Annotated in this window: 19 protein-coding genes and 1 tRNA gene; all 20 read right to left on the bottom strand. The window is 38.1% G+C overall.

Annotated features, from left to right (window positions below; genetic code table 11):
* Window positions 1-16: 16 nt before the first annotated feature.
* Entirely contained in the window at window positions 17-688 is a 672-nt protein-coding gene (locus tag B5D25_RS01990) for an ABC transporter ATP-binding protein (RefSeq protein WP_078786080.1), read from the bottom strand.
* Between the two features lie 3 nt (window positions 689-691).
* Complete coding sequence (locus B5D25_RS01985) at window positions 692-1,864, bottom strand: FtsX-like permease family protein (RefSeq protein WP_078786079.1); 1,173 nt, start codon at window positions 1,862-1,864, stop codon at window positions 692-694.
* Window positions 1,865-1,903: 39 nt separating this feature from the next.
* Entirely contained in the window at window positions 1,904-2,299 is a 396-nt protein-coding gene (locus B5D25_RS01980) for a hypothetical protein (RefSeq protein ID WP_078786078.1), read from the bottom strand.
* Between the two features lie 204 nt (window positions 2,300-2,503).
* The gene (locus B5D25_RS01975) at window positions 2,504-3,274 is read right to left on the bottom strand and encodes an ABC transporter permease (RefSeq protein WP_159444051.1); all 771 of its coding nucleotides are present in this window, start codon (window positions 3,272-3,274) and stop codon (window positions 2,504-2,506) included.
* Window positions 3,271-4,176, bottom strand: a complete 906-nt coding sequence (locus B5D25_RS01970) for an ABC transporter ATP-binding protein (RefSeq protein ID WP_078786076.1) — start codon at window positions 4,174-4,176, stop codon at window positions 3,271-3,273. The genes B5D25_RS01975 and B5D25_RS01970 overlap by 4 nt, the downstream gene beginning before the upstream one ends.
* A 12-nt stretch (window positions 4,177-4,188) precedes the next feature.
* The gene (locus B5D25_RS01965; RefSeq protein WP_242870161.1) at window positions 4,189-4,434 is read right to left on the bottom strand and encodes a PLDc N-terminal domain-containing protein; all 246 of its coding nucleotides are present in this window, start codon (window positions 4,432-4,434) and stop codon (window positions 4,189-4,191) included.
* A gap of 233 nt (window positions 4,435-4,667) precedes the next feature.
* Window positions 4,668-5,105, bottom strand: coding sequence for a NifB/NifX family molybdenum-iron cluster-binding protein (locus B5D25_RS01960; RefSeq protein ID WP_078786075.1), 438 nt, complete (start codon window positions 5,103-5,105; stop codon window positions 4,668-4,670).
* 21 nt (window positions 5,106-5,126) lie between these two features.
* The gene (locus tag B5D25_RS01955; RefSeq protein ID WP_078786074.1) at window positions 5,127-6,425 is read right to left on the bottom strand and encodes a nitrogenase component 1; all 1,299 of its coding nucleotides are present in this window, start codon (window positions 6,423-6,425) and stop codon (window positions 5,127-5,129) included.
* Window positions 6,425-7,891 carry a nitrogenase component 1 gene (locus B5D25_RS01950; protein ID WP_078786073.1) on the bottom strand — a complete coding sequence of 489 codons (1,467 nt, stop codon included), beginning with the start codon at window positions 7,889-7,891 and terminating at the stop codon, window positions 6,425-6,427. The genes B5D25_RS01955 and B5D25_RS01950 overlap by 1 nt, the downstream gene beginning before the upstream one ends.
* An 11-nt stretch (window positions 7,892-7,902) precedes the next feature.
* Window positions 7,903-8,901 carry a PLP-dependent cysteine synthase family protein gene (locus tag B5D25_RS01945; RefSeq protein WP_078786072.1) on the bottom strand — a complete coding sequence of 333 codons (999 nt, stop codon included), beginning with the start codon at window positions 8,899-8,901 and terminating at the stop codon, window positions 7,903-7,905.
* Window positions 8,902-9,080: 179 nt separating this feature from the next.
* Window positions 9,081-9,929 carry a nitrogenase iron protein gene (nifH, locus tag B5D25_RS01940; protein ID WP_078786071.1) on the bottom strand — a complete coding sequence of 283 codons (849 nt, stop codon included), beginning with the start codon at window positions 9,927-9,929 and terminating at the stop codon, window positions 9,081-9,083.
* A gap of 43 nt (window positions 9,930-9,972) precedes the next feature.
* On the bottom strand, window positions 9,973-10,323 hold the full coding sequence (locus tag B5D25_RS01935) for a NifB/NifX family molybdenum-iron cluster-binding protein (protein WP_078786070.1): 351 nt from the start codon (window positions 10,321-10,323) through the stop codon (window positions 9,973-9,975).
* Complete coding sequence (locus B5D25_RS01930; RefSeq protein ID WP_078786069.1) at window positions 10,316-11,188, bottom strand: radical SAM protein; 873 nt, start codon at window positions 11,186-11,188, stop codon at window positions 10,316-10,318. Before B5D25_RS01930 ends, B5D25_RS01935 begins: the two co-directional genes overlap by 8 nt.
* 83 nt (window positions 11,189-11,271) lie before the next feature.
* A tRNA-OTHER gene (locus B5D25_RS01925) sits at window positions 11,272-11,341 on the bottom strand.
* A gap of 122 nt (window positions 11,342-11,463) precedes the next feature.
* Entirely contained in the window at window positions 11,464-12,399 is a 936-nt protein-coding gene (gene cysK / locus B5D25_RS01920; RefSeq protein ID WP_078786068.1) for a cysteine synthase A, read from the bottom strand.
* 207 nt (window positions 12,400-12,606) lie between these two features.
* Window positions 12,607-13,275 (bottom strand): ABC transporter ATP-binding protein, encoded by a 669-nt coding sequence (locus B5D25_RS01915; RefSeq protein ID WP_078786067.1) that lies wholly within the window; start codon window positions 13,273-13,275, stop codon window positions 12,607-12,609.
* 1 nt (window position 13,276) lies between these two features.
* Window positions 13,277-14,341: an ABC transporter permease gene (locus tag B5D25_RS01910; protein WP_159444050.1), complete on the bottom strand. Its 1,065-nt coding sequence runs from the start codon at window positions 14,339-14,341 to the stop codon at window positions 13,277-13,279.
* A 136-nt stretch (window positions 14,342-14,477) separates the two neighbouring features.
* On the bottom strand, window positions 14,478-14,888 hold the full coding sequence (locus tag B5D25_RS01905) for a DUF4418 family protein (RefSeq protein ID WP_078786065.1): 411 nt from the start codon (window positions 14,886-14,888) through the stop codon (window positions 14,478-14,480).
* 18 nt (window positions 14,889-14,906) lie between these two features.
* Window positions 14,907-15,692, bottom strand: a complete 786-nt coding sequence (locus B5D25_RS01900) for an ABC transporter ATP-binding protein (protein WP_078786064.1) — start codon at window positions 15,690-15,692, stop codon at window positions 14,907-14,909.
* Window positions 15,686-16,648 carry an ABC transporter permease gene (locus B5D25_RS01895; RefSeq protein WP_078786062.1) on the bottom strand — a complete coding sequence of 321 codons (963 nt, stop codon included), beginning with the start codon at window positions 16,646-16,648 and terminating at the stop codon, window positions 15,686-15,688. Before B5D25_RS01895 ends, B5D25_RS01900 begins: the two co-directional genes overlap by 7 nt.
* Between the last annotated feature and the right edge of the window lie 24 nt (window positions 16,649-16,672).

The following is a 16,672-nucleotide window of genomic DNA, read 5'->3' as shown; positions in this document are numbered from 1 at the left end:
ACTTTATCCCTTTCTATTAATTTCCGGAATTAACACCGCTGATCTTTCCATCCCACATCTCGATCAAGATATCGACATCACTTAATACTGTTCTATCGTGTGTAACAACTATTACCAGTCTGTCATTAGAATATTTCTTCAAAATCTTCATTACATTAAATGAATTTTCATGATCCAGTGATGCTGTAGGTTCATCAGCAAAAAGAACTTTCGGATTATTGATCATAGCTCTTGCTATAGCAACTCTCTGACACTGTCCGCCGGAAAGCTTCGCCGGTTTTTTTCTAAATTCAGCTTCCTTTAAGCCAAGCTGCTTCATATATGTTTTTGCATTTTCAACCAATTCTTCAGTGCTGTCGGTTCCTGCAACAAGTATATTATCAAGGGCGCTCATATAAGGAACCAGATAATGCTTCTGGAATACAAATCCGAATTCTTTTCTTCTGAGCACTTCCCGCTCCCTGTCCTTTATAGAGGTAATATCTTTATCTTTATATTTTATTACTCCTTCTGAAGGCTTTTTAAGCGATGACATGCAGTACATAAGGGTACTTTTTCCGCTTCCTGAAGGGCCTATTATACCTACCAGTCCCGTGTCCGGCAGTTCAAGGTTTATACCATCAAGCGCATATAATTTATCATCACTTTCCATGTCATATATCATACTAAGATTTTTTATCTCAAACATATCTTAATCCTCCATCATATCAATCGTTTTTATCTTATTGATTGCAAGAATAACAGGAATCTGCAGAATACCGATTATCACGATTAAAGCAGCAAATATAAATTCCAGCTGTTCTGTCAAAAGCCATTTTGACTTAAGACCGCTCGGGTAGATCATTGTCACATCAAAGATTTTCATTACGCCTAAGGTAATAAAGAATCCAATAATGACCCCCGCCACAATCATAAAAAGCAATTCCTTCATGATCATCATATATACATCTTTTCGTGAATATCCCAAAGATGTATAAAGGCAGTATTCATTAACTCTATTTCGTAAAAATGAAATATATGCGATGATAAGAGATATTGCGAGAAACACCACAACAACCAAAATAATTCCTTTTATAACCGGTACCATGGCTCCTTCAACTTCATCCTCATAGAATCTCCGGCCTTCCGTAAGATCATCGATATTATCCTTTTCAGAACACTTTAATCCGATCTTTTCAGCCAATTCATAGAATGATGCGGTATCTTTATTACAAAGTATTATCATATAATAACCGCAGTTTGTTCCTGTTGGGGTTCCTACCACAGTAAGATTATCAGACTTAACAACACCCACGACCTTGAAACCTCTTCCATAAGTATCACTCATGAAATAATCACCTATTTTTATGGACTGATTTTTCATAATAGCTTCGTCGGCTACAATCTCACCTTCCGCTTCCGGGAGTCTTCCGTCTATAAGCTCTGCACCGGAATGTTCAAGAATTTCAGGAACTTTTTCAGGAGCTACCAAAGGGAATATATAACCTGTTTCACCTATCAAAGCTTCATAATTCACATTGAGAACCTGCTCATACGGATATACCTTGTCTATTCCGTCTATCGCCTCAAGCTTTTGGGCCAGCTCTTCCTTTGCGGCAGTTAAATCCTCAGTGAATTTAATAAAGCCTTCTCGCCCTTCTTCATAATCATCCCTGTTTACACCCAAAGTTTCCATACTTAGGTCTACATAAATGATATTTTCTCTTTGAGAGATGATCGAAGTCTTAGCACTTTCAACATTTACATATAAAGCAAATGCTACTATATACATGACCATAAATGTCATGGCCAGCGAGCTTATAAGCACTCCACATATCTTTTTATTATTTTTTATATACTTCATAGCCGATAGACGACTCTTCATTTTTAATTTCCTCCCTGCAAAAAATGAAAATTGTATAATTTATTTCACCTCAAAATCAAATGACCCATTTGTGCATGTCCCCTTTGTCTTGATGACAACATAAACACTTCCTTTATTCACGGAAACCGAAGAAGTATCGACCTTTTCTCCGCTCTTTACAGTAAAAAGTTCTTTCTTATCCCCATCATCTACATAAACAGTAATCTCACCTTTTTCAACATTCCCCTTATACTTAATAACTCCATTAGCTTTTTTGCTTTTAAGCTTAAATGCTAACTGTCCTTTTAATTTATAAAAACTTGTACTTGCGCTCTTTGAGGTATTACTTCTTACAAGAAGTACTGCACTATAGCTGGATGAATATTTATCACAACCAGTCAGTCCAAAGCATAATATCATAATTATCATTACTGCCATCAAATATTTTTTCTTCATATTCAAAATCCCCTTTCAAAATGAGGTAGTATTGGTATCATGTAGTCATTTTCTTCACTTATAATATCATCCGTCTTCACATCAAAATAGTGACCGCGGTCATATTTATATATATGACTACGGTCACTATTTATTCTGCTATTTCTAAAATTTTATATATCAATATCTTCCTGAAAATCCTCCGGAAGCATAATCCGATCAGTATCATATCCTTCTCTTATTAAATATACAGATACTGAGTATCAACATGAAAAGCGATACTGCCCCGGCGATCACAGCCGGTATCAGATAATCCTCAACCGATACCGTACCTTTAAGTATTTCAACTCCGTCAGTCAGCCTGAGGCATATATATTTTCTGATTTTCGGAAACATCCCCGCAAGCACCATAATGATATAGAACAATCCTGTTCCTGCAAGAACGATACCTCCGGATCCGGACATGCTTGATACAAATATCAAAGCAGAGATCATCAGTATTCCGAAAAGCCACCAGAAAAATGCGGCCATCTCGATATTATTTGCAATACTGTTATCCCAGTAAAATTCATTATATCCATATGTGATTCCGAAACACATCCAGTAATATACGCTCCAAAGGACTATCATCATAAAGTATTTTGAAATGATCACCTTGCTTCTTTTAAGTCCCTTTGTAAGAGTTAGTATTATTGTTCCGGATTCCAGTTCCTTTGTTAAAATACTGCCCATCATTAATATAAATGATATCAGTCCCAGCGGTATATTCTTATAAAACTGCTCCCATGAATTGAGTGCATTAGCAGATATTTTGCCAACAACAAATCCCTGATCAGCCAATTCCCCTGACAGCTTTTCAAGTATTACCGGAGTAAGCTTCGTGATAAAAGGATTCATAATCCCTATTAGCGCAAATACTCCCAGTAATATATATATTTTTCCTGACCGGTACTGTTCTTTGAATTCTTTACCGATCACAGCATTAAGACTTCTCACTCTCCGGTCACCTCCAAAAATATATCTTCAAATGATGGTTCAATTCGCTCCATTTTATGAATCATAATATTATTATCAGCGATAAAATAAATAAGCTCAGCATACTCGCCTTTACTCATATCAAACTTCATATTATTATTTATATCTTCACCGGAAACTGCATCATTAAACTTCTTAAGAAGCTTTTCTTTAACCTTGTCTGAGATGGCATCATATTCAATATATAATTCTTCTGATCTGTATCTATCCCTTATCTCATCCGTTTTGCCCGAAAGTTTTATAACTCCGTCACTAAGAAATGCTATATCTGTACATATTCTCTCAACATCAGTAAGAATATGTGTGGAAAATATAACCGAGGTCTCATCCTTAACAGAACTCAGTATATCAAGCACGTCTTTTCTTCCTACCGGATCAAGTGCGGAAGTAGGCTCGTCACATATAAGAAGTTTAGGTCGGCCGAGAAGAGCCTGCGCAATACCGAGCCTTTGCTTCATACCTCTCGAGTAACCCTTTATCCTGTGTTTTTCTTCTGCAAGCCCTACCTTTTCAAGAAGTTCCTCACTTCTGTCTTTTATCTCATTTTTAGGAAGTCCCGTTATCTCTCCGCAAAATCTAAGATATTCTCTTGCATTCATAAATGAATAGAATTCAGGAACATCCGGAAGATAACCAACAAATCTGTTAGTCGGTGTATTTCCAAATACAACCTTCTCATCACCGACATATATCTCCCCTTCATCGGCCTTAATAAGCCCAAGTATCATCTTCATAACAGTTGTCTTTCCTGCCCCGTTTCTTCCGGCAAGTCCGAAAATGCTATGACTTGGAATGTGCATATCAAGCCCTTTTATGACTTCCTTATCTCCAAAACTTTTCTTTAACCCACTAATCTTCAGCATAATTCCCTCTTTTTATTCCTCTTCTTTTCCAAGAACAAAATATAATACAGGTCCTAATATAGTGATGAGTGAAACAAGTAACCAGATCACTCTATTTCCTCTTTTGTAATTCTTATGTCTAAAAATGTGTATCCATGCTGCTAAAAGAAGAGCAACTTCAACTAAAGCCAGCGGAATGATAATGGGAAGATATTCCTTAATATCCGCAAATGAAATATTTCCAAAATTAATGGTTCCCATGTCTTTTAATAAATTCATATCGAATTCCTCCTTGTATGTTCATGACTGTTTTGTATGTACCAAATATAATATTGTCCGGTTATCATTACAATGAACCCTGAGTTGACAAGTCTCTGAAAAAGCACGTAAATACGTCACTCTACCAGCGGTTGATATGATTTTATATATCTATTATACTTAAAAAAACTCCGAAAGAAAACCCTTCGGAGTTTTTTTAGATTATGATCATTTCCGGATCATAAATCGATTTATTAAACTTTTCTTCTTAATGATACATTGTTATCGATCTTATTAAAGTATGCCGAAATCTTTTCAAGCGCTTCTGCAACACTGCATTCAATATCGAATACAGATATGGTTTTTCTTTCAAACTGCTTCTGCGCCTGGAAACCGACCTTCTTACATACTACACAACGACAATCATCAATAAGTGTTACTCTCTCCTCAACTGCCGCACCGCCGCCACATCTATGGCCGTTTCCGGAACATCCGTCTGACTTACAGCCTTCTGCATTACAGTTTGCTGCATTTCCCTCAACCTGTTCCTTTTCGCTTGCCTGCGTAGTTCTATCCTCTATCTTTTTATATTCGAGTCCGTCAACCTCATAGATGGTAAAACTTGTAACCTCACCAAATTTCAGGTCAACATTTACTCCATCAGAAGTTCCGACTGCAATCTTATATGCCATTGCAAAACCTCCGTTATAATATTAGTTAAATCTTGAGACAGCAACTGTATAGATATCTTCAATAAGTCTGATACCACCTGCATAACCTACATAGAAGTTATCAAATACTACCTTATCCTGTACAGGCCATGAGATATTAAGGAAGTTTCCTTTAAGATTTTCTGTTACTTCCTTCTCATAGTATCCGCCAAGAACAAGTGGATATCCATGATAATCATGATTCTTGATCTCTTCATGAATCTTATAACCATCAGTTTCAAATGAAACCTCAGCTTCAAGATTGTAGTTAAGCTTCTTGAATTCTTCTCTGATATCTTCCTGATAATTCTTAGGAGTATCATCTACTACGAACTGCTTAGCAGGTGTAAGTCCGAGATCATTTACAAGGAACTTAGTGATTGCAAGTGAATACTGAGCATCAGCTACAACTGTGAACTGCTTATTGATAACTCGGTTCTCAAGGAAAAGATCTGCATATCTTTCAATAAGATAGTAGAAATAATCCTCATGTTCCTTTATAACAGCTTCAACCTTAGCTTCCTCAACTCCGGCAAACTTACCAACTTCTCTGAGGAACTTGCTTGTCTCTGTTGCACCGATAGGAAGTGTCTTATAGTGTAAATAAGGTGTTCCGAATTTCTTCTCTAACTTCTTAACACTTGAAAGACCAACCCATGGAGATACAAGGAGATTGAATTCAGCTTCAGGAATCTTATTGATATTATCGATTCCTCTCTGATATCCGAAAATAGTATTTGGTGTAAGACCAAGTTCAGCTACAAGCTTCTCAAGCTCTCTTATATTTCCTAACCAGAAAAGATCCTGATATGGAACGTCAGCCCAGATATTTACAAGACCTTTCTGCTTTTTATCTGACTTCTTAAGGTACTGATCGATTATCGCATTAACAACCTGCTCATGACCTTTGAAGTTATTTCCCTTAAATCCTGCTGTTGGAGCATAGATAACAGGCTTATCGCTGTCAGCGAATCTTGAAACCACTTCACCTGAATCATCACCAACGATTTCAGGAATACATCCTGTAAGTACTACATAAAGATCTGCATCAATAACTTTGAGCGCATTCTCTATAGTAGAATTAAGTTTCTTAACACCACCAAATACAACGTCCTTCTCATTGATACTTGTACATGGGAAGATATTTGGTGAGAAATATCCTGAACTTCCGATAGACTCTGAAAGCTTCTGAGCACAACCGGGACCGGAATGAAGAATAGGTAAGGCACGTGTTATAGCCTGTACACTCTGCATTGCGCCTAATGCACATTTATATCTTTGTTTATCTAATAGTTTAGCCATTAATTTGCCTCCTCTAAGAAAGTATCCACATTCTGCTCATACCACCAGTCTGTGTATGGAAGCTTTGATCTCTTGGCAAGATTCTCTTCAAAGCTTCTGTTATTTATAGCATCAAGAATATTCTTTGCAAACTCTAAAGTATGCTTATAACCAAACATTGTATACTCATCAGCAACATAAACAGCAGGTGTACCATTCTTGATAGCCCATACTGTTGAGCCCGGATGACGAGAGAAATAAACATCCGGATTGTACTTCTTAAGGATGTTCATAACCTCATAGTTCTGCTGATCCGCAACGCTGGCTTCGAAATCAATATCATTTTCAAGAAGGTACTTCATTGAAGGTGGAACATCTCCATTTTCATACTTCTTGTCATAATGCCATGCAAGTGCCCATACAACCTTAAGTCCAAGTTCATCAAGAACACGTGAAACTTCGAATGTATAACCAGGACCCATACCAAGAACTGCTGTATGTCCTTCAAGCTGCTTCTTAACTTCCTCGATCTGAGGGAGATAGATTGCTCTCTGCTCTTCGATATACTTCTCAACCTTATCTAAGCGGCCTGTAACTCTTCCGATTTCTCTGAGCCAAGCTTCAAATCCCTTGATACCGCACTGATTGATACTTCTGATATAAGGAACACCGTACTTCTCTTCAAGAGCATTTCCGATGTAGTTACCAAGAGTACCACAGATACATGTAGTAGCTACACTCTCTGAAAGATGTGATAACTCTTCAACTGTTGAGTTACAATATAAGAATACAGGCTCAAGATCAAAGTTCTTAAACATCTCAATGATCTCAGGTCTTGCACTTTCGAAAAAGTTCTTGAAGTTGATCTTATTTGACTTAACTCCTTCTCTAGGTGGCTGAACAATTTCCTGTAATACAGCATGGTCAGAAATATCAAAACCTGTTGCCCAAATTCTTGACTTGAAACCTTCGCAGTGAACAGCAACGATAGGAACTCCAACTTCGTCTCTTACTTCATCTACTATACTGTCGATATCTTCACCGATAATACCTGTTGCACATGAGCTTGATACAAATATTGCCTTTGGTGAATATCTCTTATTAACCTCAAGAATAACTTTTCTTAAAGTCTCTGTTGATCCGAAAATAGTATCATTTTCGTTCATGTCTGTGCCGACATAAATAGTATTACTTGTTACGCCACGCTTCTTAGCCATAACTCGTGACATGTAGTATGAACCGGCCCCTGAAACAGAACATCCGGCCGGTCCGTGATGGATGATCGCAACATCACGTATTGCTGCAAGCTGTGAAAGTCCGCACATTGAAAGACATGTACTTGACTGAGAGAAACATCTGGAACATCCCTTAAGAGTTCCACATTCACTCTTCTCGGCCAGATCTTTTAATGAACCAACATAGCCTGTAATTGAACCAATTCTGTTTTCTCTTGTGGCTATATTTGAATTACTAAGATTAATTGCCATTATTTTTTCTCCTATCCTTGATATTCCTCATTGAAAAGATTTGTTGATAAATATCTAAGACCTGTATCAGGAAGGATTGCTACGATTGTCTTTCCTTCATTTTCCGGTCTCTCAGCAAGACGTGTAGCTGCATGAATTGCTGCACCTGATGATGTACCGATAAGGATACCATCTGACTTAGCAACTTCTCTTGCTGCTCTAAATGCTTCTATAGTCTCAACTTCAACCTTTTCATCATATACATTTAAGTCCATTGTTGAAGGAACTCTCTCTGCCGGAACACCTTCGAAAGGATGTACACCTGTGATTTCTTCCGGTTCAGGATTAGCTTCGCTTGGAATTGAATTTGGACCAGGCTGAATAGCTACTACCTTAATGTCAGGATTCTTGCTCTTTAAGAACTTACCTGTTCCTGAAACTGTACCCCCTGTACCAACGTTAGCTACAAGGATATCTACATTTCCGTCTGTATCATTCCAGATCTCAGGACCTGTTGTTGCTTCATGAACCCCTGGGTTTGCAGGGTTTGCTGTCTGATCTACGAAGAAGATATTCTCTTCCTTAGCAAGTACTTTTTCTCTGAGAGCACCGATTGCTGCAACGAAGTCTCCATTTGTCTCTTCCAATACTTCAGCAATTACAGGAACTGTAGAAAGCTTAATTGGCTCACCACCAAATGCTCTGATTACCTGGAATCTTTCCTGGCTTACATTATCCTGGATATATACTCTGAACTTATATCCCTTAGCTGCTGCTATAGCTGCAAGTCCGATACCTGTATTACCACTTGTTGTCTCAACTACTGTATAGCCCGGCTTAAGAAGACCCTTCTTCTCAGCATCCTCTATCATGGCAAGTGCAATTCTGTCTTTAACGCTCTGATTTGGGTTAAAATACTCAAGTTTAACAAGAATCTTAGCCTTAAGATTGTGATTCTTCTCGTAATTTGTAAGCTCAAGAAGAGGTGTTTTTCCTACTAATTCTGCAATTGATGTGTTGATATTTGCCATAGTGCACGTCCTTTCTAAATAAATATTTATATACGTAATAATTATCTTTTTTATTTCATGATCTAGGTGTCAAAAATACTTTTGAAACCTTTTATTCTGTAATAAATTTACTGATCTGACCAAGTAATTAAATTAAGTGATCAAGTTAAGTGATCAAGTCAAATGATCAGGCTGAATGATTAGATCTTGTAATCATCAGCAAGTTCCATCATACCGAACTCCATAAGGATCTCTTCGAGTCTTTCCTGAGTCATTGGTGTTGGGATAACGAAATCTTTATTCTCGATAACAGCCTGAGCAAGGTTTCTGTATTCCTGAGCCTGGTTTGAATCAGGTCTGTACTCGATAACTGTCTTCTTGTTGATCTCTGCATGCTGAACGATGTTGTCTCTTGGTACGAAGTAAAGAAGCTTTGTTCCAAGTTCCTTTGAGAATGCACGGAGAAGATCCAACTCTCTGTCTACGTTTCTTGAGTTACAGATGATACCACCAAGTCTAACTCCACCTGTTCTTGCATATCTCTGAATACCCTTTGAAATGTTGTTAGCTGCGTAAAGAGCCATCATTTCACCACTGGCAACAATGTAAATCTCTTTAGCCTTACCTTCTCTGATAGGCATTGCGAAACCACCACAAACAACGTCTCCAAGTACGTCATAGAATACATAATCAAGATCGTCTGTATAAGCTCCAAGGTTCTCAAGCATGTTGATTGATGTGATGATTCCTCGTCCGGCACAACCAACACCCGGTTCAGGTCCGCCCGATTCTACGCATCGTGTTCCGCCGTATCCTTCTTTAAGGATTCTGTCAAGTGCTATATCCTCGCCCTCTTCACGAATAGTATCGAGAACTGTTTTCTGAGCGAGTCCGCCGAGGAGAAGTCTTGTTGAGTCTGCCTTAGGGTCACATCCTACTACCATGACCTTCTTACCATGCTCAACAAGTCCTGCTGTAAGATTCTGTGTTGTTGTGGATTTTCCAATACCACCTTTTCCATAAATAGCTATCTGTCTTAGTTCACTCATTTTTTTCTTCCTTTCTTATCTGACAATTCATTTAGTCAACTAACTAATTGAATAATTCTTTTACTTTCAAAAACTTATTAAGTTGTTCCAGAGATTCCTCTATATCACCCGGTATCTCGTATGGAACAATCCCTTCATTTTCAGCAAGTGCTGCCGCTCTATCTCCGATCTTCGCTATAACAAGATAGTCACAATCTGATATATTCTTCAGATTTTCACGGAGCTTGTCATCATCGTGGCCTTCACCACTACATGCAGGAGGATACTCTCTTAATTCTTTAAATGTGAATTTGTCATCTTCCAGTTCATATATATAGAACTTTCTGGCCTTTCCAAAATGAACATTCACAACTTTTCCGTCACCGGAAGCAACTGCAATCGAAACTTTATCCATGAGAAAACGTCTCCTTTGTATTTAATCTTCTCTGATATATCTGATCTCCAAATTCCGATACTCCCGGAACTCCGACTGCATCAGCTCTACATCGCTGACAATGTCTGAATACATCTATATATTTGGAAGCTTTTGTTCTTGCTCCATCTATATCAAGACATCTCGGTGGCTTGCAGTCCTTTAATTTATGCTGAGGAATGAGAGGAATTATGTTATAAATTGTTGCTCCCGCTTCCTTAACAGTCTTTGCAATCTCTTCTATATGATCACCGTTTATCTCAGGAACAAGCACTGTATTTACCTTTATCGTTACGCCTGCTGCCGCAACCTTTCTTATTCCTTCCAACTGATTCTCAATTAAGATTTTTGCTCCTTCCACACCTTCTATCTTCTTTCCGTGATAGATAATGTAGTCATTAAGTTTACTCTCAATCTCCGGATCAACGGCATTTACTGTAACTGTTAATGTGTCTATTCCGACATCTATAACATCCTGTGCCCTTTCATTAAGAAGAAGGCCGTTTGTACTCATACACTTTATGAGATCAGGAAACTTTTCTTTTATTATCTTGAATGTCTGAAGAGCGTTATCTGTAGCAAGGGTATCTCCCGGTCCTGCAATACCGGCAACCTTTATATCCGGACAAATGTCCAAAGCTTTCTTCAAAATATCAACACTCTCTTCAGGTTTTAAAACCTTTGATGTAACACCCGGGCGTTCTTCAACATCATTTATGGATCTGTCGCAAAACTTACAAGCTATGTTACAACCCGGACTGACCGGAAGATGTATGCGTCCTGCGTTATTCTTATATCCACCAAAGCATGGATGAGAATTTTGTAAATCCTTATATGTATTACTCATAAACGCCTCCTTTCTATCTCTAAAAAATCATATCTTCATATCATTTCAACCGATGTATTATTTAATGAAAGATATTAAATTAACGATACCGGTTGGATTCGAACCAACAACTTCAGCTTTGCGAACCTATGCCTTACCAGCGGCTACGGCATCCAAAATCCCTTAAAAATGGCCGCAAAAAACCAGAGGTCTGCAAAAAATGAACCAAAATACCAATCTTTATGCCAACCTCCGGTCTTTTAAGTCATTTTATGAGAACAATTAATTCTTATTATTTAGTTACTGAATAATGCTGTTGATAAGTATCTGTCACCTGAGTCAGGTAAAAGTGCTACGATAACTTTACCCTTATTTTCAGGTCTCTTAGCAAGGATCTCAGCTGCCTTAAGAGCTGCTCCTGAAGAAATACCAACGAGGATACCTTCTGAAACTGCGAAAGCTTTGCCTTCAGCAAATGCATCCTCATTTTCAATTGCGATGATCTCATCATAGATTTCTGTATTAAGAACATCCGGTACGAATCCGGCTCCGATACCCTGAATCTTATGAGCTCCGGCCTTACCTGTTGAAAGAACCGCACTTGTTGCAGGCTCAACAGCAACTATCTTAACGTTTGGATTCTTTGACTTGAGGTATTCACCCACACCGGTAACAGTTCCTCCTGTACCAACACCGGCTACGAAGATGTCAACCTTTCCTTCTGTCTGATCCCAGATTTCAGGACCCGTTGTTTCTTTGTGGATCTTAGGGTTTGCCGGATTAACGAACTGTCCAAGGATTACTGAATTTTCAATTTCCTTATTGAGCTCTTCTGCCTTAGCGATCGCACCCTTCATTCCCTTAGCACCTTCTGTAAGAACGATTTCTGCTCCGTATGCCTTTAAGAGATTTCTACGCTCAACACTCATTGTATCAGGAAGTGTAAGGATTGCTCTGTATCCCTTAGCTGCTGCAACTGCTGCAAGTCCGATACCTGTATTTCCGCTTGTAGGCTCGATGATTGTTGCTCCCGGCTTGATAACTCCATTCTTTTCTGCATCTTCTATCATGGCAAGTGCTACTCTGTCCTTTACCGATCCTGCCGGATTAAGGTACTCAAGTTTTGCAAGCACTGTTGCTTCTGTAATCTCTCTCTTCTTTGAATAACCATTAAGCTGTAATAATGGTGTTCCTCCGATAAGTTCAAGTGAACTCTGTTTAATATCGCTCATTTCTTTCTCCTCCTTGAATTTTTGTATTTTCTCACAATCTCATAATGATTTATCACTTGGATTATTTTCTCTTGGAATGGTTATATATTATCATTAAATAATTCATTTGAAAATTTTCAAATAACTATCATTCGTAATAACTAAAACCTATAGCAATTTTCCCCTGATAAATGCTTTATTCTTATAGAAGAAACCCGCGAAATAAGTTTATTCGGCAGCTGTAATCTTACCTTTTTCAATATAAAATGCCTTTATTTCGTAACCTTTTATAAGTTCATCGTGGGTTGCGATAAGTACAGCTTTTCCCGAATCTGCATATTCTTTTAATGAATCCATAATGAGCGCCCCTGTCTTCTTATCAAGACCTGTGGTCGGTTCATCCGCTATCAAAACTTTCGGATCCGTAACAAGCGTTCTCACCAGCGATGCACGCTTTTGTTCACCTCCCGAGAGTTCGTAAGGATATCTGTTTGCAAGATCGGCTATCCCAAATCTTTCAAGATACTCCTCAGCCTTTTCCCTAAGAAGAGTTTCGTCGGCTCCTTTTTGAATGATATGTGGCGTTATTATATTTTCCAATACCGTATGATTCTTAATGAAAATATTGCTCTGGGGAACAAATGCAATTCCTTCTTTATGAACCTCCGAAAGTTCTGCATCTTTTAATCGATACAAATTCTTGTCATCAAAATGAACCTCTCCTTCGGTAGGTCTTAGTATACCTGCCATTATTGCAAGCAGTGTACTTTTCCCGCTTCCCGACTCGCCCATAAGAGCTGTATAATCACCGTCTTTCACGGACAGACTTACATCTTCCAATACATTTCTTCCGTTTTTTCGATACTTCATACTGATATTTTGAGCTTTTAATTCCATATTATTCCGCTTCCTTTTTTAGAGCCAGATACGGATCCATTTTCTTTACACTGATAAAAAGTAATATCCATGATATAAGTACAAGTATCAGGACAACGAAGATACAAAATGCAAAATGAAGCAGTATATCGACCACTGACGGTCCAAGGTATGGCATACCTAAAGTAATTCCGATATATTTACCAAACGGAATCACCACAAGTGCTCCTATGAAACATCCGACAACCGTTCCTATGACAGTTAATGTTACGGCTTCTATTACCATCATCTGTATCATCTTTTTTCTGGAATTTCCCAGTATAAGAAATACCGATATCTCTCTTTTTTTCTGTTCTGAAAAGAATTTATTTATAATGAAAAGCATTATAAGCAAAAAGATTCCCGCAACCACCAGCACTGTATTGATGATTCCGGTTATACCTTTGATATTTCTCGATATGGATTCATTCAGGCTTTTCGGAAATACTACATCAAAATCTTCGCCAAGTTTCTTATGGCATGTTGAAAGAACTTCATCTGTCTTATATCCTTCCTTAACATTCAAATATACTGTAGATATAAGCTCCTTGCTTCTCTGCTTATCCGATATAAATGAGCCTTTTGCTTCCGCATCTTTGATAACACCTTCACGGGATGCAAAAGAAAAATAAACGGAATTATCAAGACTTGTTCCGGTTTTATCCATCTTTGCCGCAACATCATACTCTTTGCCAAAAAGCTTTATCGTTCTCTTGTTGCTATTACCGTAATCAATATCACTTCCGATTATTACCTGATCCTTATCCAGTTTTTTCTTATATTCTTCCTTGATCCATGGTCCTACCAGGAAGTCGGTATCGGGATTAAAAAAGACGATCTGCACTTCACTGCTGCAACAGTCAGCCGAAAGTGATTTTAAAAAATACTGTGTTGTTATCTTCTCTATTCCCTCTTCACCATTTAGTTCGTCCGGCTTTATATTTTCAAAATAAAATGAACTTCTTTGGCCTTCAAGGATCAGCCCCTCGGCCTTTTCCTTGCTCCCTTTGGGAACAAGCATAAGGTCGGAGCCGAACCTCTTTTCCATATTATTTAAAGCCTTCTTCAAACTCTCACTTGTTACCCTCCCCGCGAAAAGCATTCCCGACAGGATTATTATGATAACAATGAAGATGTAATTATGTATTACATTATTAAATATATATTTGAAAATAATTCTCTTTCTATGAGAGGCCATCCTTCTTCACCTGTTTGACAAGAAATAATACTTCTGCAGCTGATATTATAAATATCACGATGCTTATAACGATAAGTGCAGGTTCTGTCTTAACACGGCATGACATATCGCTCATCTTACAAAGCCCTGTAAGTTTAAGTGGAAGTAAGAGTACAAGTGCTGCATTGAAAAACTCAGATATAGCAAGTCCGATTCTTATCTTCTTATCACTAATAAGAAGTGAAACAAGTCCGATCACTGCTATAAGTGCTCCAACACCAATCTCCGCCCTCTTTGTATAGTAGCATGACATTTTCATCATCTCACTGTCACATACCGGAAAAAGTACTGTTGGTATAAGTATTACAAGTACACCTGTTAATGTAAATAATAAGCCTGATATAATTCTGTTTTTCATTTCTGTAATTCCTCTCTTTTATAAATAATATTCTACTTCTTCAACCTTTCCGCCGAGATCCAGTTCTTTTAAGATTTTAGCTCTGTATTCTTGGAAGGTATCCTGTGCTCTGGCTCTCGGTCTTGGAAGGTCTATATCAATTATCGCCTCGACTTTAGAAGGTCTTGCCGACATAACAACAACCTGATCTGACATGTAAATTGCTTCATCAACGTCATGTGTTACCATGATCATTGTCATATTATTCTTCTTCCAGATGTTTAAGATCTCATCCTGAAGATTCATTCTTGTGAATGCATCCAAAGCTCCCAAAGGCTCATCCAAAAGAAGCACTGCAGGATGTCCCACAAGGGCTCGTGCAAGAGATGCTCTCTGCTGCATACCACCTGATAACTGGTGTGGGTAAGATTTTTCAAACCCTTCAAGTCCAACCAGTTTTACAAAATTCTGAACTTCTTCTTTGTCCTTTTTATAAATATGTCTTGCTTTAAGGCCAAATGCTATATTGTTCTCGACTGTAAGCCAAGGGAAAAGATTCGATCCCTGAAAAGCAAATCCTCTGTCGCTTCCCGGTTTCTTGATCTCTTTATCGTCTAGATAAATCTCTCCTTCGCTTGCCCTGTCAAGTCCGCCTATGATTCTGAGAAGCGTTGACTTACCGCATCCTGATGGACCGATGAGACTAACAAATGATCCCGGCTTTATTTCAAGATTTATTCCGTTTAATGCCACAATATCTTCTTTTCCCGGCTCAGTATTCGGAAATGATTTGTGCACATCTTTTATCTTTATCTCTCCTACCATTTGATTACTCCCTTCTGCCATACAAGTACTTTATCTCTGACTTTAAAGAGTATTGTCAGTGTTAATGAACATATGGTTGCGATGATTATAAGTCCTGCATAAACTCCGTCATACATCATTACTGATTTCTGCCAGTTGATATACCAGCCGATACCACTTGAGTTACCATTCATTTCAACTGCCATAAGTGTTGCAAATGATGAAACGGTTCCGTAGAAAACTCCAAGGAATATACTTGGCATCGCTGCAGGAATAGCAACATGAATTATCTGATATAATGTTGATGCTCCGAGTGTTCTTGAAACTTCGAAATTTACATTATTGATGCTCTGGATTCCACTGCTTGTCATAAGAGTTACAGGGAACCAAACTGCAAATGCTATAAGGAAGATATTTGCTCCTCTTGTTGTAGGAAATGTAGATAATGCAAGAGGTATCCATGCTGTTGTCGGAATAGGTCCGATTACCTTTGTTACCGGGTTAAGCCAATAGCCAACATTTTTGAAATATCCAAGCGCAAGGCCTGTGAAGAAACCAACTGACGCTCCCCAAAGAAATCCTGTAAAGAGAAGTCCCAGAGAATCTCCAACATTTCTGAGAAGGAAATTTCTTTGTTCAACGATCAGTCCGATTATCCTGTCAAGTGAAGGGAAGTAAAGCGTCGGAAGAATCAATGTCTTACTTGTTATGAAATTCAGCAAAAGCAGGAAAACAATTATTCCTGTTATGAACGGTGCTTTATAATGCACTCTTTTTTTAATTGATTTATTGAATAATCCTATTATCACTTCGATAAGTACAAACGCTCCTATAAGAGAAATGAAGTACAGATAATATGGATGTTCAGTTTTCTTTTGTTTGCCATTGCCTTCCACTCCGTAATAAACCAGGAAAGATAAAGCTATGGCTACATATATGGCTAATATTTTAGCCACCGCAATAACTTTCTTTTTCATTTATTTTCTCCTCACCCTGTTACT

The organism is Eubacterium ruminantium (assembly GCF_900167085.1).
In the GTDB taxonomy this organism is placed as follows: domain Bacteria; phylum Bacillota; class Clostridia; order Lachnospirales; family Lachnospiraceae; genus Eubacterium_Q; species Eubacterium_Q ruminantium.
This window is presented reverse-complemented; position numbering and strand designations above follow the sequence as displayed.